Origin of the sequence: Citrobacter amalonaticus, assembly GCF_002918555.1 — a bacterium.
Classification (GTDB): domain Bacteria; phylum Pseudomonadota; class Gammaproteobacteria; order Enterobacterales; family Enterobacteriaceae; genus Citrobacter_C; species Citrobacter_C amalonaticus_A.
Genome location: NZ_PQMB01000005.1, coordinates 427140 through 445900 on the forward strand (window position 1 = coordinate 427140; position 18761 = coordinate 445900).

Genomic DNA, 18761 nt, shown 5'->3' on the forward strand with positions numbered 1-18761 from the left:
AACACATGTTATCTCTGACAGGCCCAAAAATGTTCTTCAAAAGCTGAAACATGCGACATAGCCCTATCAATACATTGGTTCCAGAAAATCGGCGAACAAATATCGTAGCCCAAATGTTTTTTTATAAGGTCGTCAACACTTAAGCGCCCTGTATCCATGAGGAGTGCGCGATAATGCTCAAAGAATCTATCACCAAGTTTTTCTCTCTCAACGAGTAACCCTTGTGAGATAAGATATCCTACGGTGTATGGATAATTATAAATATACTGGTCAGTTTTATAGAAATGCATTTTGGATGCCCATAAATAACGGTCTGTACCTTCCGTTGTATCACCGAACCATTTATACCAGGCGCTGTCCATGATATTATTTATCTGTTTGTCATTAAGTGATTTATTTTTCCTCTGTGACATAAACTGCATTTCAAAATCATATCTTGCAGGAATATGCAGGAGAAAATTTGCTACACTCTTTATCTCTTGCCATAAAACGGACCCTGTAATATCCCTTCCTTTATCCTGATGCAATAAATAATCACGCAAAACAGCTTCATTGAATGTGCTTGAAATTTCTGCAAGAGCCATGGGAAATTCAGTTTCAATCGAAGGTAATTCACGCATAATCCAATAGTGCCACGCGTGACCTAGTTCATGAGCCTGTTGAATCTGGTGGGCAAAAGTACCAAGATAAGTTGTAAAAACCCGGGGCTGTTTTAATTGATTGAATCGGGTATAAAACGCCCCTCCTGCTTTATTATCTTTTACGCTGGCTTCTAACCATTTGTTATCCAGCATCATTTTAATAAAATCAGGTATTTCAGGTGAAAGCGGTCTTAACGCATTACAAATTTGATCAATTGTTTCTTCATAAGAAATTTTCTTAATTTCTTGTAATGGCGCAGGAGCGGACAAATCATAAACGTTTAATTTTTCCAGTCCAAGGTATTTTGCGCGCAAAGCCACGGATTTGCGGATCTCCCCTACCCGTTGTTCTAAGCAACTAAACATCGTGTTTAATGCGGTCAGGCTTATTCTATTTTGTTGCAAGCTCGGCGTAATATAATCACATCCTGCTAATTCAAATTGCGCAAGACGGAAGCCGGCCAATTGATTTAGAACATCCGCATACAAAGCAGAATGCTGCTGATAAAACTCATTCATGCCTTCAAAAGCAGACTTACGCAAAATATCATCAGGCGATCCTTTAAGAATGCCAAGACACGCTGATAAATTTACTTTTTTAATTTCCCCTGAGTTGTTGACAACCTCGACACTCAATAATTTATTGATATGAGCATAATGTGTATTTAAAATATAAAAATTACTATTAGCTAACAAAGAAAGAGTTCGCTGTTGTTGTTCAGATAAACACGAAGACCAATGCGCCTTTCTTTGCTGCGCGACAAACTTCCAGTGCCGCAGTGAGGGTGACTGCCATCGGATATCATCATCGGGTAACATAACTAACGCATTAAAAACAGGCGTCATCAATTGCTCCAGGCTACTTAGTAGCTCCTGCAATCGAACATGAATCCCAGAGACTCGTTGATCATTAACGTCTATGCTTGATTGACAGCGACAAAAGGCTAATAGAGACGAAACCTTATCAAACCCTTCTTCATATATCTGGAATAAATTTTCTAAAGAATTCTGTAAAGATCCCTGTGATGTTGCTATTTTCAACATGCCAATTATTTCAATAATCTTGTTTATCTCAACCTGAAATTTTTCATTTTCAATGTCGACATAAGCGTCGTTCAGCGTCCACTCTGGTAGTGATTCTATAGCCATGACAGAACTCCTGAATTATTCAGTTCATAATGATAAAACGAATACAAAAAGATGATGACTGATAAGACCTAATAGACACGGAACAGAGCAACGCTTAACCAATTCCAGTGGTGAAACTTTTAACATGCCTGCCAGGGCGACAACAACACCGGCAACAGGGGATAAGGGTCGGGCAATCGTAGAAGCCTGATGCATCGGTAACACTAACATGACTGGATTAACACCTAGCTGTTTCGCAACAGAAGGTACCATTTCAATAAGTGGATAAAACGATGCACCATTTGATCCTGCAATGATGGCTACCAGTGTTGTAATTACAACGAACATCACTGACATACCAAAACCACCCAGCCCAATTTGGTTCGCCATATGCACGATAGCGTCAAGCATACCAAGAGCTTTAAAACCTTCCGCAAAAACGCCTGCAGCGATAATCAGAGAAACCACCCCTGACATACTACGCCCCATCGCTTGCAGAATGATTTTCAATCCCGAAGCTACCTCATCGAATTTGAATTTATTGCGCAACACCTCACACAGCATAGCAATGGTGATTGACAGAAGAATGATTGTTGCAATGTGCAGCTTAATACTTTCGATACCGTACTCGGAGAACAGGACAACAAAAATCATTGGCAAAAAAGGGAACAGTGCATAAAAAAACGGCGCATTTATTTGTGGACGTTTAATCTCTTCATCAAAAACTAAGCTATCGCCAATATGATCATTACAATTCCAGCCTTCTTTCTTATCAAGGTAGCGCTGCCAGAAAACATGCGCAACGCCCATAACAATCACAGTGGGTATACCGGCAGGAATTTTATAAATAAAAACATAATCAAGAATCGGTAACGATGTAGCCTGGGCAGAAGCCATGGTTGAAGCGCCAACAAGGACTAATGACGCAGCGCCTGACGTGGCGCATATAGCACCTATACTCAGCTTGTTGATACCTAATGCAATTAAAGCAGGCCCCATCAGAGCCAAACACAGTACGCCAAGGCCAACTGCACTGGTTATCACCATACTTATCGCTTTTGCCAGCAGGAAGGCAAAAAACAACATCAGATAAGGGCTTTTTACTTTCTTTAACGGCCGAATAATTAGTGAAACAAACGCATCATTGGCACCGATATGTGTCATGTAACTGGCAAATCCCACCATGACCATGATGATTAAACCTAACTCAGCCAGGCAGTTCGAAAATGCATAGCGAACAAACTCAATGATATTTAGATATTCGTTACCTGTATTTAATGCTTTCTTTGGTAGAAAATTTCCTGTATCAAAAACAACAGCACATACAAGCATTATCCCCCCCGATGCAAAAAGCACCATGGGAGCATATTTTCCTTTAATGATCGCGTAGCCAACAACTACGATCATGATTATACCTATTATAATTCCAATCATAGCCCTGCCATCCTGTTTACCTGAAAGTTACAATGTAGTTAATTGCATAACAAAAAAAACAAACTAACAAAATTGTGCTACACCCGTAAAATTAAGGTATCATTCGGCTGTTTATATCTGGTAATAATCTTTACTTTGTTATGATAAAAAAATTTAAGGGACCAGAAATGCGCTATTTGCCCAAGCTGCAACAATTAAGAATTTTTAATGAAATAGTCAAACATGGAAGTATCCATGCAGCTGCAAAATCAATGCATCTTTCCCAGCCAGCACTAACATACTCAATGCGCGAGCTTGAACAAACGTTAGGTGCTGCATTAATGATAAGAAGTCATGATGGGATAGTTTTAACTGAAGCAGGACAAGCTTTCTCTGAGTATTCTTTATATATTATTCAGGAATTAGAAAGAGCCACCATTGATATTATCAGCATTAATAATAAAGTTGAATCTACCGTTTCGTTTGGTATGTCATCATTGCTTGCCGTTACCATTCTTTCTTCTGTTATCAAGGACTTCAAAAAAAATAATGATACCACTAAGATTATTATAAAAGAGGCTCAACTCTCAACTTTATTACCCTGCCTGCGTGAAGGAATGCTGGAATTTGCTGTGGGGACGATATCGGATAACATGCTATTAAATAACTATAATGTCGAACTATTATTTGATGCACCGTTCAGTATTGTAGCAAGAAAGGATCACCCTTTAGTAAAAAGCACCTCTCTTGAGCAACTCAAGGATGCTAAGTGGTTATTTCCTGAAACCAGCATGGGATATTACAATAGCTTATATAACTCATCCATCATTGACTTCAATAAAAACAAGAACAAACCGATATTCTCTGACTCCAGTGTCTGCATTCTCAATATGGTTATAAAAGATGATTATTTAACAATCTTGTCCAGGGCTCGTCTGGCACAGCCTGAGTTCCGAGATATTCTGGTACCTCTTCAGATCAAAGAGTTATTACCGTGCGCGCAATACGGTTTGATATATCTCCGCAATCACCCACTAAGCTTGCCCGCTAAAAAATTAATAGAAATCATACAGCATCATTGTAAATTATATAACTGGTCACCAGACGATATATAAAATCGTAGAGATGATTTTAATGTTCATGGATTAAATTGAAGGTTCCCCCAAATTTCAGCGGGGTCATACGGGTTCTCTGAAAAACGAAACCTGGTATTCATGGCATTGAATCCCCGCCGGGGCCGCGTTTTTTAGGCCGATGTTAACGATGGTGTGATTGAACAGCCTATTGACGTCGGAATTTCACTGGCGGACGCGGTGAATTTTATCGTGGAAAAGTACAAGCGCGCACCGATCGCCAGAGCCTCAGCGCAGAAACACAGTCCCCGCTTTTGAGCAGTATCAATATTCTTCGTATACGTAAGGCTACCGGAGTGATGACCCGCAACGACTACAGAGTGGTGACCGACATCACCAGCAGCAAGCACTGCGGGGTATTTAGCCTGCATGAGCGATAACATCCGGAAGCGGGCATTAAGGTGAGTCCCGCCCTGTTACTGGCTCATACTGAGAATGGTGCGAATATTGCGGGCACTGGTCGCGATTATATCAATTGCCCCGGTACGCAGCGCACCCATTATTGCCATCGCTTTTGTATTTTCCGATGCGATTGCGATGACGCATGGAATTTGCCTCAATTCTTCAACGCTCAGACCAATCACGCGGTTGTCCATCACGGTGTTAACATGTTCACCCCGCGAATTGAAAAAATCGTAACCGGCAATATCACCAATCACACCCTGGTTAATACTGGCATCATTAATTTCCTGTGGAGTGAACCACCCCAGTTTCACCATATAGCTTTCTTCATTCATATCGCCGATGCCCACCAGGGCAATATCCGCCTTACGAGCACGATCGAGAGTCTCTTTAATGGTGCCATTTTGCAGCAGCAACTCTTTTAATTGCATATTTTCGACGTAGGCCGGGGCATACAACGACTCGCTGCTGCCGCCAAACTTTTTCGCCAGCAGACGGCTGATATGATCGGCATTAATAATATCGCCTGGCCGGTGAGTACCGCCAATGCCACAAAGAAAACGGCAGTCTCGCGCCTGTATGGTGCCTGAAAATTCCGCAACCGCGGCAACATTGCGACCCTGACCTACCGCCACCACGATATTATCTTTCAAAATGTTATTAAGATGGCTGGATACCAGAGTGGCTACCTGACGGCGCTGCTCCTCTTCGTCGTTATGGTCGAGGGCAATGAGTGCACGGCTGACAGGGAAGCGTTCTTTCAATTGTTTTTCGAGTTGCGTGCTAAAGATAGGGTGATAGCGGACGTTGATCTCGACAATGCCTTCTTCCTTTGCTCGCTTCAGCAGACGTCCAACCTTGATACGGGAAAAGCCAAATTTATTGGCAATCTCCTCCTGCGTCACTTCGTCACAATAATAAGCTACGGCAATCTCGGTGAGTAATTCATATTCCTGGGATGCGCTCGATTTATCCATTCGGTTACGTTCTCCACGCACTAGATTAATGTTTAAGGGGTGAACATTTGCTGTCAGTATATCAGAAATATTTTTACATCAGGCGGGTAAGCGCGACAGGTTGCCAGGACCTCCCGTCGCGCACGCAGACTACCGGGTGATGAGGTTCTGTGCCTCGGCAAGAATTGACGCAAAGGCCTGAGGGTGATGTGCAAAACGACCAAGAAAAATCCCGTCAACGTCTGGCCACAGGCGGGTCAGAAGGCCAGGACCTGCGCTACCGCCATAGATAACCTGCAATTGCTGGCCATAATGCTGCTGCAAATGCTGACGTAATGTCTTACAGACATGACGAATGTAGTCATCGCTGGCGGGTTCCGCCGCGCCTATTGCCCACTGTGGTTCCCAGGCAAAAATCATCGGCGGCAGGACATCCTGAGTGCGATGCGCCAGTAACTCCTGCACCTGACCTATGGCGTACGCAGCAGCATCTGTGGCGCTCAACCGTTGCTCTTCGCCAATACAAATGACCGGGGTGAGATGACTGGTAAGCGCCATATCGATCTTCTGATTGAGGATTTCTGTCGTTTCACCAAAATAGCGACGGCGCTCCGCATGACCAAGTTCGACGTAGCGACAGCCCATCTCTTGTAGCATGGTCGCACTGGTTTCGCCGGTCCATGCGCCAGGCGGAGCCGCACAGATATTCTGTCCCCCCGTAGCCATCGTAGTTCCATTAAAGCACTCCAGTGCCGCTGCCACCGCAGGCATGGCGGGAAAGGTGAATAACTGTAATTGTGCACTCAGCGTTTCCGGCTGCTGGCGCACTATCTCCGCAACCTGCTGGCACCATTCCTGCGTTTGTGCGTAGCCAAAATAGGTTTTATGGCTGACGCCAAGGATCAGATTCCGGGGCATACATTCTCCTGGGAGTGTGCCGTTTCTATTTTGTCGGTCATGCAGTTGCCTACGGCAGAGATGATCATTGCCAGCGATACGGCTCCCGCATCAGGAGTGCCCAGGCTGCGTTCAGCCAGCGGTCGGGCACGGCCAATCTTGGGTAACAGCTGCGCGGTATCTTTTGCACTCTGCCGGGCAACCCGCTCAGCTTTTTGCCAGGCATCCGTCAGGGATAAACCTTCGTCGGCTGCGGCGCTGAGAGCCAGGCTAAAAGGGAGCAGTACATCGACGAGCGTTTTATCACCGGGCTTCGCTTTACCAAAATGCATCACTCCGGCGCTAGCCTGGGTAACGGCGAGTGCAACCTTTGCCGCATCTGGTTTTTCGTCGTTGCCAAAGGTGATCCCCAACGTATTGAGTATCACGCCCCAAATCGCCCCGGACGTGCCACCGGCTTCATCTGCCCACGCATCCGCCGCAAATTGTAGCAGGGAACCGGCACCGGCCCCCTGTTCCAGGGCATTTCGCGCGGCGATACGTGCAGCGACCACGCCACGTTCCATACCGATTCCGTGGTCGCCGTCACCCGCCACGGCATCAATACGACCAAGCTCTTCGGCATTATCAATAACCGTTTGTGCCATGGCATCGATCATCTGCATCACGTCAAGGGCCGCTTCTCTCGATGCAGGACTCCCTTGTGGGATTTTTACCGTGTGGCTTTGTTCTGACTGTAACGGATCGAGCGGCGCGTGCGGTAGCATTGAACCGCGGCTAAAGGCTGGCGTCATGGCTGGCGCTAGCCATAACGCTTCCAGCTCGCTGTCAAACCACACGAATGTCATCGACATTCCGGCCATATTGAAACTTGTCACAAACTCGCCGATCTGGACATCGGCAATAACCACCCCTGCATCTTGCAGGAGCGGCTGTACGTTATGCCAGAAAACGAACAGCTCTTCATATTTGACCGAACCAAGCCCGTTAACAATAACGCCCAGCCGTGCGCCTTTCGTATGGGCAATAGTGTGTGGGCGCTCTTCGAGTAAGGCACTGGTCAGCATCTGCGCCAGTTCGCTCGATGAAACCGTATCAAGTTCACTGATCCCCGGTTCGCCATGAATCCCCATCCCGAAGCCCATTTTTCCTTCTGGAATACTAAACAAGGGATGTTCCGCGCCAGGAAAGGTGCAGCCGCTAAAGGCCAGGCCAAGTGAGCGAGTTTGTTCGTTGGCGCGTTGGGAAATGGCTAACACCCTGTCCAGTGAATCGCCGCGCTCAGCCGCCGCGGCGGCAATTTTGAATACGATCAGATCGCCAGCAACGCCTCGACGCTTCTCTTTTTCTTTCAGCGGCGCACTAGAAATATCATCGGTGATGGCGATGGTCTCACAGGGAATCCCTTCCGCGCGTAACCTTTCGCAAGCCAGACCGAAATGAAGCACGTCGCCGGCATAGTTGCCATACATCAGCAGGACGCCGCCACCGTTGTTAGCGGCGCGCGCCACGGAGCAGATTTGCTGCGCTGAAGGGGAGGCAAAAAGATTGCCCATTGCTGCACCGTGCGCCAGTCCCTGACCTACCAGCCCGGCAAATGCAGGATAGTGTCCAGAGCCGCCGCCGATGACGATAGCCACACTGCCAGGCTGACTTTGCGTGTTACGTACCACGCCCCCAGGAACCTGCCGTACCATTGAGGCATGTGCGCTGACAAAGCCCGCGACCATTTCTTTTGCAAAATCTGACGGTCGGTTAAAAATCCAGGTCATTTTTTCTTCTCCAGATAATTTTCATTTATTACCCCAGCCGCCATTTCGTAGCCTTTATATAGCCATCACAAATGAACGCTAGCAGATCGTTTGATTCAATCAAATGTTCAACTGATGAATATGTGATCAACGTCCTGGTTTACTGATTAAAGCTATTTTCTGTGATCACCCTCTCTTTTTAAGCCCAAATTTTCTTGCTAAATATCCACACATAAGAACACATACCGAACATTTGTTCATTGACGCACTCAGGAATCCCAGCCAGAGTCCATCACATGAGCGGTTAATGGATATAAGTTCGATGTGGATCCTGTAATCCATGAGGTAAAACTATGTTGAAAGTTGCGATTGGGGCGGATGACGCCGCCACTGAGCTTAAAAATTTGATAAAGGAACACCTGCAACAGAAAGAGATTGAGGTCGTTGACTTTAGCCACGATGTGGCGGGGAATGAACAAATGTATCCTGACATCGCCTTCAACCTGGCCTCTTCTATACGCGAAGGCACCTTTGAGCGCGGACTTCTGTGCTGTGGTACCGGCATTGGAATGGCGATTGTTGCTAATAAAGTTCCCGGCGTCCGTGCGGCGCAGTGTCATGACGTTTACTCAGCAGAGCGCGCCCGTAAAAGTAATAACGCGCAAATCATGACCCTGGGCGCACGCGTGGTCGGCAATGAACTGGCGTTAATGCTGGTCGACGTCTGGCTCGCCGCCGAATTTGAAGCCGGACGATCCGGGCCGAAGGTGAAACGTATTGATTATTACGAAACGCTTGTTCATCCGGATAGCATGACCCGGGCAGAAGAATGATGAATAAAGGAGTCATCACGATGACTATTTTGCAAAAGCTCAAAGAGGTCACCACCGTCGTAGCGGACAGCGGCGATATTACCGCGATTCGTGAGTATCATCCGCAAGATGCAACCACCAATCCGTCCTTGATTTTGAAAGCAGCGGCGCAGCCGCTTTACCGACCGTTAATTGAGCAGGCTATCACCTGGGCCTGCGAACAGGGAGGAACAGCACAAACGCGCCTGATCAACGCCAGTGATAAATTGGCGGTGAATATTGGTCTGGAATTGCTGAGTCAGGTACCGGGTAAAGTTTCTACCGAAGTGGATGCACGTCTCTCATTCGATCGTGGTTTGTGTGTTGCAAAAGCGCGTAAATTGATTCGTCTGTATGAAGAGGCTGGGATCGATCGCTCCCGTGTATTGATTAAGCTCGCCTCGACCTGGCAGGGCATTAAAGCTGCGGAAGAGCTTGAGCGTGAAGGTATCCACTGTAACCTGACGCTGCTTTTCTCATTTGCCCAGGCTCGTGCATGTGCCGAAGCGCGAGTATGGCTCATTTCACCGTTTGTCGGGCGTATTTACGACTGGTATAGAGAACATCAATTATTGGAAGATGAAAGCCCGCATAACGATCCGGGCGTCATCTCAGTGCGCAACATTTATGAATATTATAAAAAACACCGCTACACAACGGTGATTATGGGCGCAAGCTTCCGTAAAACGGAGCAGATTATCGCGCTGGCCGGGTGCGATCGCCTGACGATTGCTCCCCCCTTGCTGGAAGCTCTCAGTCGGATGGAAGGCGATCTTGCTGTGGCGTTGGTGCCCCCACTGACAGGAGAGATACCGCCGTCGCCCCTGACTGAAGCGGAGTTCTACTGGCTGCATAATCAGGACCCAATGGCCGTCGATAAACTGGCTGAAGGTATCCGTTTATTTGCTCAGGATCAGGAGAAGTTAGAGTCGATGCTGCGTGAACTGCTGGAAAAACAGGAGACTGCGAATGCCATCGCCTGAACAACTTGCCAATGCTATTCGTGCGCTGAGCATGGACGCAGTACAGAAAGCCAAATCCGGTCACCCGGGTGCCCCGATGGGTATGGCTGACATTGCCGAAGTCCTGTGGCGTGATTTCCTGAACCACAACCCGCAGAACCCGTCCTGGGCCGATCGCGATCGCTTCGTGCTGTCCAACGGTCACGGCTCCATGCTGATTTACAGCCTGCTGCACCTCACCGGCTATGACCTGCCGATGTCCGAGCTGCAAAACTTCCGTCAGCTGCACTCCAGAACGCCGGGTCACCCGGAAGTGGGTTACACTGAACCACAACCCGCAGAACCCGTCCTGGGCCGATCGCGATCGCTTCGTGCTGTCCAACGGTCACGGCTCCATGCTGATTTACAGCCTGCTGCACCTCACCGGCTATGACCTGCCGATGTCCGAGCTGCAAAACTTCCGTCAGCTGCACTCCAGAACGCCGGGTCACCCGGAAGTGGGTTACACCGCGGGTGTGGAAACCACCACCGGTCCGCTGGGTCAGGGCATTGCGAACGCGGTCGGTATGGCTATCGCGGAAAAAACGCTGGCGGCGCAGTTCAACCGGCCGGGCCATGAGATCGTTGACCACTACACCTGGGCGTTCATGGGCGACGGCTGCATGATGGAAGGTATCTCTCACGAGGTATGCTCCCTGGCTGGCACCCTGAAGCTGGGTAAACTGGTTGCGTTCTACGATGACAACGGCATCTCTATCGATGGCCACGTTGAAGGCTGGTTCACTGACGATACCGCGAAGCGTTTCGAAGCCTATGGCTGGCACGTGGTGCGTGGGGTGGATGGTCATGATGCTGACGCGATTAAACGCGCAGTGGAAGAAGCGCGTGCCGTCACGGACAAACCGTCCCTGCTGATGTGCAAAACCATCATCGGTTTCGGTTCCCCGAACAAAGCGGGTACCCACGACTCCCACGGTGCGCCGCTGGGCGACGCAGAAATTGCGCTGACCCGCGAACAGCTGGGCTGGAAATACGCGCCGTTCGAAATCCCGTCTGAAATCTATGCGCAGTGGGATGCGAAAGAGGCCGGTCAGGCAAAAGAAGCCGCGTGGAACGAAAAATTCGCGGCCTACGCGAAAGCCTTCCCGCAGGAAGCGGCTGAATTCATCCGTCGTATGAAGGGGGACATGCCGGCTGACTTCGACGCAAAAGCGAACGAATTCATTGCTAAGCTGCAGGCTAACCCGGCGAAAATCGCCAGCCGTAAAGCGTCCCAGAATGCCATCGAAGCGTTCGGGCCGCTGCTACCGGAATTCCTCGGTGGCTCCGCTGACCTGGCGCCGTCCAACCTGACCCTGTGGTCTGGTTCTAAAGCTATCAACGAAGATACTGCCGGTAACTACATCCACTACGGCGTGCGCGAATTCGGTATGACCGCGATCGCCAACGGTATCTCCCTGCACGGTGGTTTCCTGCCGTACACCTCTACCTTCCTGATGTTCGTGGAATATGCCCGTAACGCGGTGCGTATGGCCGCGCTGATGAAACAGCGTCAGGTGATGGTTTACACCCACGACTCCATCGGTCTGGGCGAAGATGGCCCGACTCACCAGCCGGTGGAGCAGGTGGCGTCTCTGCGTGTGACCCCGAACATGAGCACATGGCGTCCGTGTGACCAGGTGGAATCTGCCGTTGCATGGAAATACGGCGTGGAGCGTCAGGACGGCCCGACCGCGCTGATCCTCTCCCGTCAGAATCTGGCGCAGCAGGAGCGTACCGAAGCGCAGCTGGCGAACATCGCGCGCGGTGGTTACGTGCTGAAAGATTGCGCGGGCCAGCCGGAGCTGATCTTCATCGCGACCGGTTCAGAAGTTGAGCTGGCTGTGGCTGCCTGGGACAAACTGACTGCCGAAGGTGTGAAGGCGCGTGTGGTTTCAATGCCGTCTACCGACGCGTTCGACAAACAGGATGCGGCTTACCGCGAGTCCGTGCTGCCGAAAGCAGTTTCCGCACGCGTTGCAGTGGAAGCGGGTATCGCAGACTACTGGTTCAAATACGTGGGCCTGAACGGCGCTATCGTCGGCATGACCACCTTCGGTGAGTCTGCCCCGGCGGAGCTGCTGTTTGAAGAGTTCGGCCTCACCGTCGGGAACGTTATTGCCAGAGCGAAAGCGCTGCTGTAGCGCAACCACAGAATGGGAAACATTTCGCTGTCAGGCAATCAGCGGTCGCTGGTTGCCCTGTGACTGAAGTAAGGAGGGAATCAGAATGAATAAGCTTTTGATCGGTGTCAATACCGCCATGTTCGACGGTCTGGAGGCTGACGTTGCCTTTCGGACGATAAAACAAGCCGGATTTCGCTATGTCGAACTGGCCTACAACCAGGGTTATGTTGGCGATATGCCACCCGCGCTTTTTGGTGAGAAAAATGCCTTCCATATTCGTGAATTACTGGATAAACACCAGCTACGCACGCATTCCTTAGGGGCGACGATGAACATCGGGGCTCTGGACGCGGTTGAGCAGTTCAGTCGGCGTATCCGCTTCGCTAATATGATTGGGGCAAAATGGATCAACGCCTGTGTCGGCAGAAATGCCGATCGGGCGCGTATTATCGCTAACCTGCGGGAGCTTGCGTCAGTAGCCTATGATAATGGCTGCGTGATTTGCCTCGAAAATGGTGGCGATCCAAATTATGACGTTTTTCGTCTGGCTAACGATGGCTTTGAACTACTGGATGCCGTTGGCAGTAAGTCGGTGGCGTTCAACGTTGATGCCGGTAATATCGTTTCACTTTGTCCCGATGCCGACCCTATCGAACAGGCAATTGCCATGCTACCGGGGGCGCAACACTGTCATCTGAAAGATCTTCAGGTGTGCGATGGTGAGGTTCATTTTACGCCAATGGGATATGGGCAATTAAACTATGTGCCTATGCTAAAAGAGCTGGCGGCACTCTCAATTCCTTGTAGCCTGGAAATCCCTTTACGTATGCATCGTCGGCGCGACAGCTATCCGGTGCGAGGTAATTCGCCTGTTGACCCTTTGCGCAGTCTGGAGGTTCTCATCCAGTCACGTGAGATGCTGGAGAAATGGCTCGGATATGAACTGCAGGATGAATAAATAAAATAATGTGACACCTGGCCTGGTGAAATTAAATTCTAATGGGCTTCAATATGGCCTTATTTAATTTTGCCTGTCACAGATTAAGATATTTTTTTCATACATCAGCAATAAACGGAATGGTATGTAGCTGGCAGCGACCAGAAAAAAACAGTGCAATGCATATTTCTATATTATGTGATTAGTGTCGCACACGGGCTCTAATAACTATGTTGTTATGTTCGTAACATAAGTTACGCACCTGTTCTTTTGTTCAGTTAGATAAAAAATACGTTACCAATGTTCATAAAGCACCTAAGTTTAACAAATTAATTGCGTTTTATTTTTTTAACGATTTTTAAAAATAAAGGTTAATTATGTCTGACTCTACACTCACTCCATCAGCAAATGCGAAGAAGCCAACAAACTATCGTTGGATTATCTTTGCTACTATGTTTTTTTTATTGGCCGTCAACCTGATGGATCGTATTACGCTATCTATCGGGATGCCCTATATAAAAGAGGAATTTGATCTTTCACCAACCACTCAGGGTTTAATTCTCAGCAGTTTCTTTTGGTCCTATGCACTGTTACAAGTGCCAGGAGGATGGTTATTAGACCGTTACGGTCCACGTAAAGTGATCACCGGCGCACTGCTTGGTTGGGGCTTTTTTCAGGCAATTATAGGTCTGGCAACAGGTGGGATTAGCCTTATCCTTTCCCGTATTGGTCTGGGGGCGATGGAAGCCCCGGTTTCTCCTAGCGGTGCAAAACTGAGTTCAACCTGGCTTACCCGCTCAGAAAGGGGGCGTGGCGCAGTGATCATGGACTCCGGCAGCCCGCTGGGCGTGGCAATTGGTGGTATCATCGTTGCACATCTGATCATTCTACTGGACTCCTGGCGTATAACCTTTGTGGTCGTTGGTATCTTCACCATGCTGTTAAGTTTTGTAGCATGGCGGGTTCTGCGCGACAGACCTTCCGAACACCCCCATGTAGATCAACAAGAAATTGAATACATTGCGGCAGGTAACGCCAACAGCGCTGGCGGGCAGGATGATTCCATTGCGACAAAGGGGTTAGGGATTAGCTGGGTTACGATGGTTGCGATCATGATTGGCCGCGCCTCATGGGGTATGGTGTATTGGGGATTATTGACCTGGGGACCGAGCTATCTGGCTCAGGCACAGGGTCTAGAGTTGGCCTCTATCGGTAACTCTACGTTTATCATTTTTATCATGGGGACGCTGGGATGCCTGTTTAGCGGATTTTTCGTCGATTTCCTGGTGAAAAAGGGTATCAGCCATAACGTTGCATTAAAAAGTTTGCTTTCTTTATCCGGTATTGTAGGGCTGTGTGTTCTGTATGCCCTGGCGACAGTCACCGATCCTGAGCTTGCCGTTACGCTGCTCTCCATCGCTGCATTCTTTATGATGTTCGGCAGTTTGTACTGGAGCTTCCCGGCTATTTTGGCGCCAAAAGATCGCGTCGGTATGGTTGGTGGGTTGATGAATATGGCAAACAGCTGCGCGGGTATTCTGGTACCAATTCTGGTCGGGGTGATTCTACAGGCTACCGGTAGCTATGAAAGTGTGTTGGTCTATTTTGCCATCTGTGCCGGATGCTATACTGTTGGAACACTGTGCATTAATTTTAATAAATTGCCAATGCGCAATGGGAAAGTGTCTTTCCAAAAATAAATCGCTCCGACACCAGGTTTTGATCTCGATAAATGATTATTTAAATAGGATTATGTCATGCCAGTGATATTACGAGTAGATAAAGTACCGCAGGTGTTGGCGGAAGCATTAGCGCATGAGCACACCGTGTATGAATACAGTAAACTGTCAGCCAAAGCATTGAGCGACATTGCCGGAGAAATCCAGGTTATATTAGCCAGTGGTGAATCAACAGTTACAGCCTCATTGATTAACCAGTTGCCAGAATTAAAGTTAATTGCTGTTTTTGGTGTCGGTTATGATGGTGTAGATATTCACGCTGCATTTGAGCGAAATGTTCAGGTTACTAACACACCAGATATCCTCACTGATGATGTTGCCGATCTGGGGATTGCCCTGATGTTAAATGTATCAAGGAAGATAAACGGCGCGCAGAAATTTATTGAACGAGGAAATTGGTTATCCGGTTCCTACCCGCCATCAACCAAGGTGAGTGGCGGGAGGTTGGGCATTGTGGGTTTCGGTCGCATTGGCCGGGCCGTTGCCAGCCGGGCGAAAGGCTTTGCCATGAGCATAGCCTGCTTTGACAAAAATCCTGTCGATAGTCATGAGGTGGCCTATTATGACAACTTGCTGGAACTGGCAAAAAATAGCGATGTGCTAATGGTTTGCGCCAGCGCAGGCAAGGAAAGCCATAAGCTTATCAACCATGACGTACTGTCCGCCCTGGGTGCTAAAGGGATTTTAATCAATATCGCCAGAGGCAGTGTTGTCGATGAGGAGGCGCTCGTTGAAGCGATTACCCAGGGGACGATTGGAGGTGCTGGTCTGGATGTTTTTGCCAATGAACCTCATATTCCGCAGGCGCTGCTCGATCGTGACGAGGTGGTCGTGACGCCACATATAGGTAGCGCGACGCAGGCGACACGAGCTGCAATGGCGAAATTAGTGATGGATAACATCGCGGCATTTTATGCCAGTCAGGCGTTGCTGACACCGGTGACCTCGCCAGATTAAGCGACAAATTCAGGTATGCTGGCATAACGCATAATAAAAAAGGGGCGATTTAGCCCCTTGACTATATTAATCCAGTGCTTCAAGCCAGGCGCTTTGCAGGAACTCCCGGGCCTGCCGTTCATTATTCCACAGGTCGTCCTGGTCGGCGCTGCGCATTTCAATGGCCAGTGAAATGGGGCCCAGTTCCTCGGGCAGCTTAAGACTCAATGCGGTCCTGATAATCTGTGCTGCTTTACCGGCAGTAAGAAATCCCGGCTTACCAAATTTCATATGATAATCGCCATATCCCTGTGCCTGAGGATCGAGAATGGCGTTAGCCAGATGAAGTTGTGAAATAAGCGGGGCCGCTGTCGCCAGCGATTCGATGAGATCTTCTTCGTTCAGCGCGACGTGAGCGCTGTCCCATGCAAGATACAGTTTAGGACAGTCAGGTCGTAGCGCTTTCATCCAGTCTACGGTTTCGTCTGTGGGCCCAATAAGCTGACATTTATGTGCAAAGCGATCGAGTGGCTCAACTTGTAGCAGCATATTGTGATACTGCCCGACAACGTCCCCAATACGTACCAGCGCTTCAGCAAACCCCTTTTTGGCCTCTTCACGGTGTGTATTTCCGGGATCGCTTCCGCTAACCAGCGAGAGTTTGTTTGTGCCACATTCTGCCGCCAAATGGACCAGTTCACAGGCACGGAGAATCGATTTTTCACGCAGCGCCGGATCGAGGCTGCTGAGATTCAGATTGTCTTTCAATAGCTCAAACGTCAGCCATTGAGTGACGTTTAACTGGGTCTGTTCTGCCAGCGTGCGGATAGCTCTGGAAATCTTAGGCTGGTGAATGATACCGATTTCAAAGCCACGATAATAATCTATATCAGCGATTTCACGGATGATGTGTAAAATCGCGTTTTCATCATTAGCAAGTGGATAAAAAAGCTCGGCAATGTGTGCGGAAGGATACAGTTTGTTTGTCATGATGCGGTTACTCCAACAAGAGAACAGAGGTTGTGAGGTATGCCGTCAGGAACAGGTCAGGGTAGGCTTCTCTCTGTTGAGCATTTTACCACCAAACGAACATATGATCACACCGTGTTCTTATGATATGTCGCATGTATGATTTGGATCTCATCACGGAAACAACTCTGGTGGTGACAGCCAGACCTGTTGAGTCCCTGAGTTAATGCCAGCCCAGACGTTGTGATGGGTGATGAGTGATGAGTGATGAGTGGCTGAAAATCCACCCGCTGGAACATTGGCAGTGCCTGATTATTCCGATGAGATGCTGAACGCATCCGCGATATCCGCGCCGGTGAGCGCCGGGTTTATTTGCGGGCCAGGGAAATATTCGCATTAGCCGCCGACGACCAGCCATCACGAAAAGAGGCCGCCTGGTTATTTCAAACCATCCGGAACAAGCTGCATTTCGCCCGTACCGGCCATACCGCTGCCGAACTTATTCATTAATGAGCTGACGCCAGCGATAAAAATGAAGAAGTGCGTAAAAGCGGACGGAAATTCCCCTTCGCCAGTCTATTAAAATTTCGATTTATTTAAAATAATCCGGCAACCAAATCAATCAATAATCATAAAATATTGTTCATTTAGCCAGGGAATTGTTTGGTGTAATGTGGGATAAACGCGCTCTTTTAGCTCTTCAGTGACAATACGCTTGATAACATGTGCCACATGGTGAGATTCTTGTTTTCTGACATGTACACCGATTGTTCTACTTGGGGGCCAATGATTAAGAGGGTAAAAAGAAAAATTATGAGCTAAATCAAGATGTTCAAACAAACATAAAGGGGTTGTAATACACCAACAATGGCCTCTGGTCATATACTTAAACAGTAAGCCATTAGTATCATAATTACAGTGTGGGTTAATATTGACGTTATTATGTTTGAGATATTTATTAACCTGGTTTCTTATATGACTGTTATCACTATAACCAATAAATGTCAGCTCATTAGCAATCTGTTCTAATGTTTTATTCTCTCCCTGATAATCTTTAGACGTCGCAATCAAAAAATGTTCTTTCATTAAAGGAAGGGTAAAAATGGAATCATCATTGGTATAATGTTCATTAATGTTGATATCAACATCAATCTCATAGTTCCGGAGTGCAATCGCACCGCTTAATGAAAGCCCTGTACTAAAAGATAAGCAGTCAAATTCATCGGTCAATTTCTCACTGATAGGAAAAATGATAGGGGTCAGGCTATCCAGTAATCGTAGTTTAATACACCCATTATCTTGCTTAATCGTGCTGATTAAATCCTCCATTCTATTATTTATATTTATAATAAAATCAACAGCCTGCTGATAAAATGCTTTCCCTTTTCGGGTTAACGTAAGTGGGCGTTCCTGCCGATCAAACAAGGTACAATCAATAAGCGTTTCAAGCTGACGAATGTTTTGTGTCACCGCTGAAGGTGTTACGCCTAACTGTTTCGCAGCAACCTTCATGCTTTTGGCATCAGCAACAGTGATAAAAATGTTAATATATTTAACAAAAAGATATTTTTTATCTATCGTCATATTTATTTTCCATTCGTTTTACACCGCTGCGCTGAATAGTCGGTCTCTTTGAGTAAAACTTAGCCCAGATGGTGCGATCTGTTCAATCGTCAAATCAAAAAATCACCAACCGGACTGGGCAATACCGATCATCGTATCACTATCCCACACTGCACGTTGTGGTAATTGTTGAAAAAGGTTCGACACTTTATGGAAACAGTCAGCCCATTTACCTGAGGCCAACACAGGCTGACAAAGGTGGACTGGAATTTGATACCGCTATTTCCCCCCCTCTATTTTAATGAGAATCAATACACA

At 47.9% G+C, this 18761-nt stretch carries 13 protein-coding genes and 4 pseudogenes; 10 read left to right on the top strand and 7 right to left on the bottom strand.

The window, feature by feature from the left end; all coding sequences use genetic code 11:
• Nucleotides 1-8: 8 nt before the first annotated feature.
• Nucleotides 9-1790, bottom strand: a complete 1782-nt coding sequence (locus C3432_RS21900) for a M3 family metallopeptidase (RefSeq protein ID WP_103778843.1) — start codon at nt 1788-1790, stop codon at nt 9-11.
• A gap of 24 nt (nt 1791-1814) precedes the next feature.
• Nucleotides 1815-3203: a C4-dicarboxylate transporter DcuC gene (gene dcuC, locus C3432_RS21905; RefSeq protein ID WP_103778845.1), complete on the bottom strand. Its 1389-nt coding sequence runs from the start codon at nt 3201-3203 to the stop codon at nt 1815-1817.
• 167 nt (nt 3204-3370) lie between these two features.
• Between dcuC and C3432_RS21910 the strand changes: the two genes are divergently transcribed.
• The gene (locus C3432_RS21910; RefSeq protein ID WP_103778847.1) at nt 3371-4297 is read left to right on the top strand and encodes a LysR family transcriptional regulator; all 927 of its coding nucleotides are present in this window, start codon (nt 3371-3373) and stop codon (nt 4295-4297) included.
• A gap of 144 nt (nt 4298-4441) precedes the next feature.
• Nucleotides 4442-4695, top strand: a pseudogene (locus C3432_RS21915) (TA system toxin CbtA family protein); the annotation flags it as partial.
• A gap of 36 nt (nt 4696-4731) precedes the next feature.
• Here the strand turns inward: C3432_RS21915 and C3432_RS21920 are convergent.
• The 3 genes from C3432_RS21920 to C3432_RS21930 form a co-directional block, all read right to left on the bottom strand.
• Nucleotides 4732-5694, bottom strand: coding sequence for a sugar-binding transcriptional regulator (locus C3432_RS21920; protein ID WP_103778849.1), 963 nt, complete (start codon nt 5692-5694; stop codon nt 4732-4734).
• Between the two features lie 129 nt (nt 5695-5823).
• Complete coding sequence (locus C3432_RS21925) at nt 5824-6591, bottom strand: triose-phosphate isomerase family protein (RefSeq protein WP_103778851.1); 768 nt, start codon at nt 6589-6591, stop codon at nt 5824-5826.
• Nucleotides 6576-8342: a dihydroxyacetone kinase family protein gene (locus tag C3432_RS21930; RefSeq protein ID WP_103778853.1), complete on the bottom strand. Its 1767-nt coding sequence runs from the start codon at nt 8340-8342 to the stop codon at nt 6576-6578. Before C3432_RS21930 ends, C3432_RS21925 begins: the two co-directional genes overlap by 16 nt.
• A gap of 332 nt (nt 8343-8674) precedes the next feature.
• Between C3432_RS21930 and C3432_RS21935 the strand changes: the two genes are divergently transcribed.
• The 7 genes and pseudogenes from C3432_RS21935 to C3432_RS21965 all read left to right on the top strand — a co-directional run bounded on the left by C3432_RS21935 (nt 8675) and on the right by C3432_RS21965 (nt 15932).
• Entirely contained in the window at nt 8675-9154 is a 480-nt protein-coding gene (locus tag C3432_RS21935) for an RpiB/LacA/LacB family sugar-phosphate isomerase (RefSeq protein WP_103778855.1), read from the top strand.
• Between the two features lie 20 nt (nt 9155-9174).
• Nucleotides 9175-10155 (top strand): transaldolase, encoded by a 981-nt coding sequence (gene tal, locus C3432_RS21940; protein ID WP_103779114.1) that lies wholly within the window; start codon nt 9175-9177, stop codon nt 10153-10155.
• Nucleotides 10142-10276: pseudogene (locus C3432_RS28445) on the top strand (hypothetical protein); the annotation flags it as partial. The gene tal and the pseudogene C3432_RS28445, both read left to right, overlap by 14 nt.
• Before the next feature lie 187 nt (nt 10277-10463).
• A pseudogene (gene tkt, locus C3432_RS21950) lies at nt 10464-12317 on the top strand (transketolase); the annotation flags it as partial.
• Nucleotides 12318-12402: 85 nt separating this feature from the next.
• Nucleotides 12403-13257: a sugar phosphate isomerase/epimerase family protein gene (locus C3432_RS21955; protein ID WP_103778857.1), complete on the top strand. Its 855-nt coding sequence runs from the start codon at nt 12403-12405 to the stop codon at nt 13255-13257.
• A gap of 356 nt (nt 13258-13613) precedes the next feature.
• Nucleotides 13614-14936, top strand: coding sequence for an MFS transporter (locus C3432_RS21960; protein ID WP_103778859.1), 1323 nt, complete (start codon nt 13614-13616; stop codon nt 14934-14936).
• 57 nt (nt 14937-14993) lie between these two features.
• Nucleotides 14994-15932: a 2-hydroxyacid dehydrogenase gene (locus C3432_RS21965; protein WP_103778861.1), complete on the top strand. Its 939-nt coding sequence runs from the start codon at nt 14994-14996 to the stop codon at nt 15930-15932.
• A gap of 66 nt (nt 15933-15998) precedes the next feature.
• On the opposite strand, the gene C3432_RS21970 is transcribed toward C3432_RS21965, so the two are convergent.
• Entirely contained in the window at nt 15999-16901 is a 903-nt protein-coding gene (locus C3432_RS21970; protein WP_103778863.1) for a sugar phosphate isomerase/epimerase family protein, read from the bottom strand.
• 256 nt (nt 16902-17157) lie between these two features.
• On the opposite strand from C3432_RS21970, the pseudogene rhuM reads away from it, so the two are divergent.
• Nucleotides 17158-17387: pseudogene (gene rhuM, locus C3432_RS21975) on the top strand (RhuM family protein); the annotation flags it as partial.
• A 111-nt stretch (nt 17388-17498) separates the two neighbouring features.
• Here rhuM and C3432_RS21980 read toward each other — a convergent pair.
• Nucleotides 17499-18464 carry a LysR family transcriptional regulator gene (locus tag C3432_RS21980; protein ID WP_103778865.1) on the bottom strand — a complete coding sequence of 322 codons (966 nt, stop codon included), beginning with the start codon at nt 18462-18464 and terminating at the stop codon, nt 17499-17501.
• Nucleotides 18465-18761: the final 297 nt, after the last annotated feature.

Excerpts from the sequence above, each read along its gene's own strand:
- C3432_RS21955 (WP_103778857.1), top strand. The coding sequence starts at position 12,403 with ATGAATAAGCTTTTGATCGGTGTCAATACCGCCATGTTCGACGGTCTG.
- C3432_RS21960 (WP_103778859.1), top strand. The coding sequence starts at position 13,614 with ATGTCTGACTCTACACTCACTCCATCAGCAAATGCGAAGAAGCCAACA.
- C3432_RS21970 (WP_103778863.1), bottom strand. The coding sequence starts at position 16,901 with ATGACAAACAAACTGTATCCTTCCGCACACATTGCCGAGCTTTTTTAT.
- C3432_RS21980 (WP_103778865.1), bottom strand. The coding sequence starts at position 18,464 with ATGACGATAGATAAAAAATATCTTTTTGTTAAATATATTAACATTTTT.
- C3432_RS21925 (WP_103778851.1), bottom strand. The coding sequence starts at position 6,591 with ATGCCCCGGAATCTGATCCTTGGCGTCAGCCATAAAACCTATTTTGGC.
- dcuC (WP_103778845.1), bottom strand. The coding sequence starts at position 3,203 with ATGATTGGAATTATAATAGGTATAATCATGATCGTAGTTGTTGGCTAC.
- C3432_RS21910 (WP_103778847.1), top strand. The coding sequence starts at position 3,371 with ATGCGCTATTTGCCCAAGCTGCAACAATTAAGAATTTTTAATGAAATA.
- C3432_RS21900 (WP_103778843.1), bottom strand. The coding sequence starts at position 1,790 with ATGGCTATAGAATCACTACCAGAGTGGACGCTGAACGACGCTTATGTC.
- tal (WP_103779114.1), top strand. The coding sequence starts at position 9,175 with ATGACTATTTTGCAAAAGCTCAAAGAGGTCACCACCGTCGTAGCGGAC.
- C3432_RS21920 (WP_103778849.1), bottom strand. The coding sequence starts at position 5,694 with ATGGATAAATCGAGCGCATCCCAGGAATATGAATTACTCACCGAGATT.
- C3432_RS21930 (WP_103778853.1), bottom strand. The coding sequence starts at position 8,342 with ATGACCTGGATTTTTAACCGACCGTCAGATTTTGCAAAAGAAATGGTC.
- C3432_RS21965 (WP_103778861.1), top strand. The coding sequence starts at position 14,994 with ATGCCAGTGATATTACGAGTAGATAAAGTACCGCAGGTGTTGGCGGAA.
- C3432_RS21935 (WP_103778855.1), top strand. The coding sequence starts at position 8,675 with ATGTTGAAAGTTGCGATTGGGGCGGATGACGCCGCCACTGAGCTTAAA.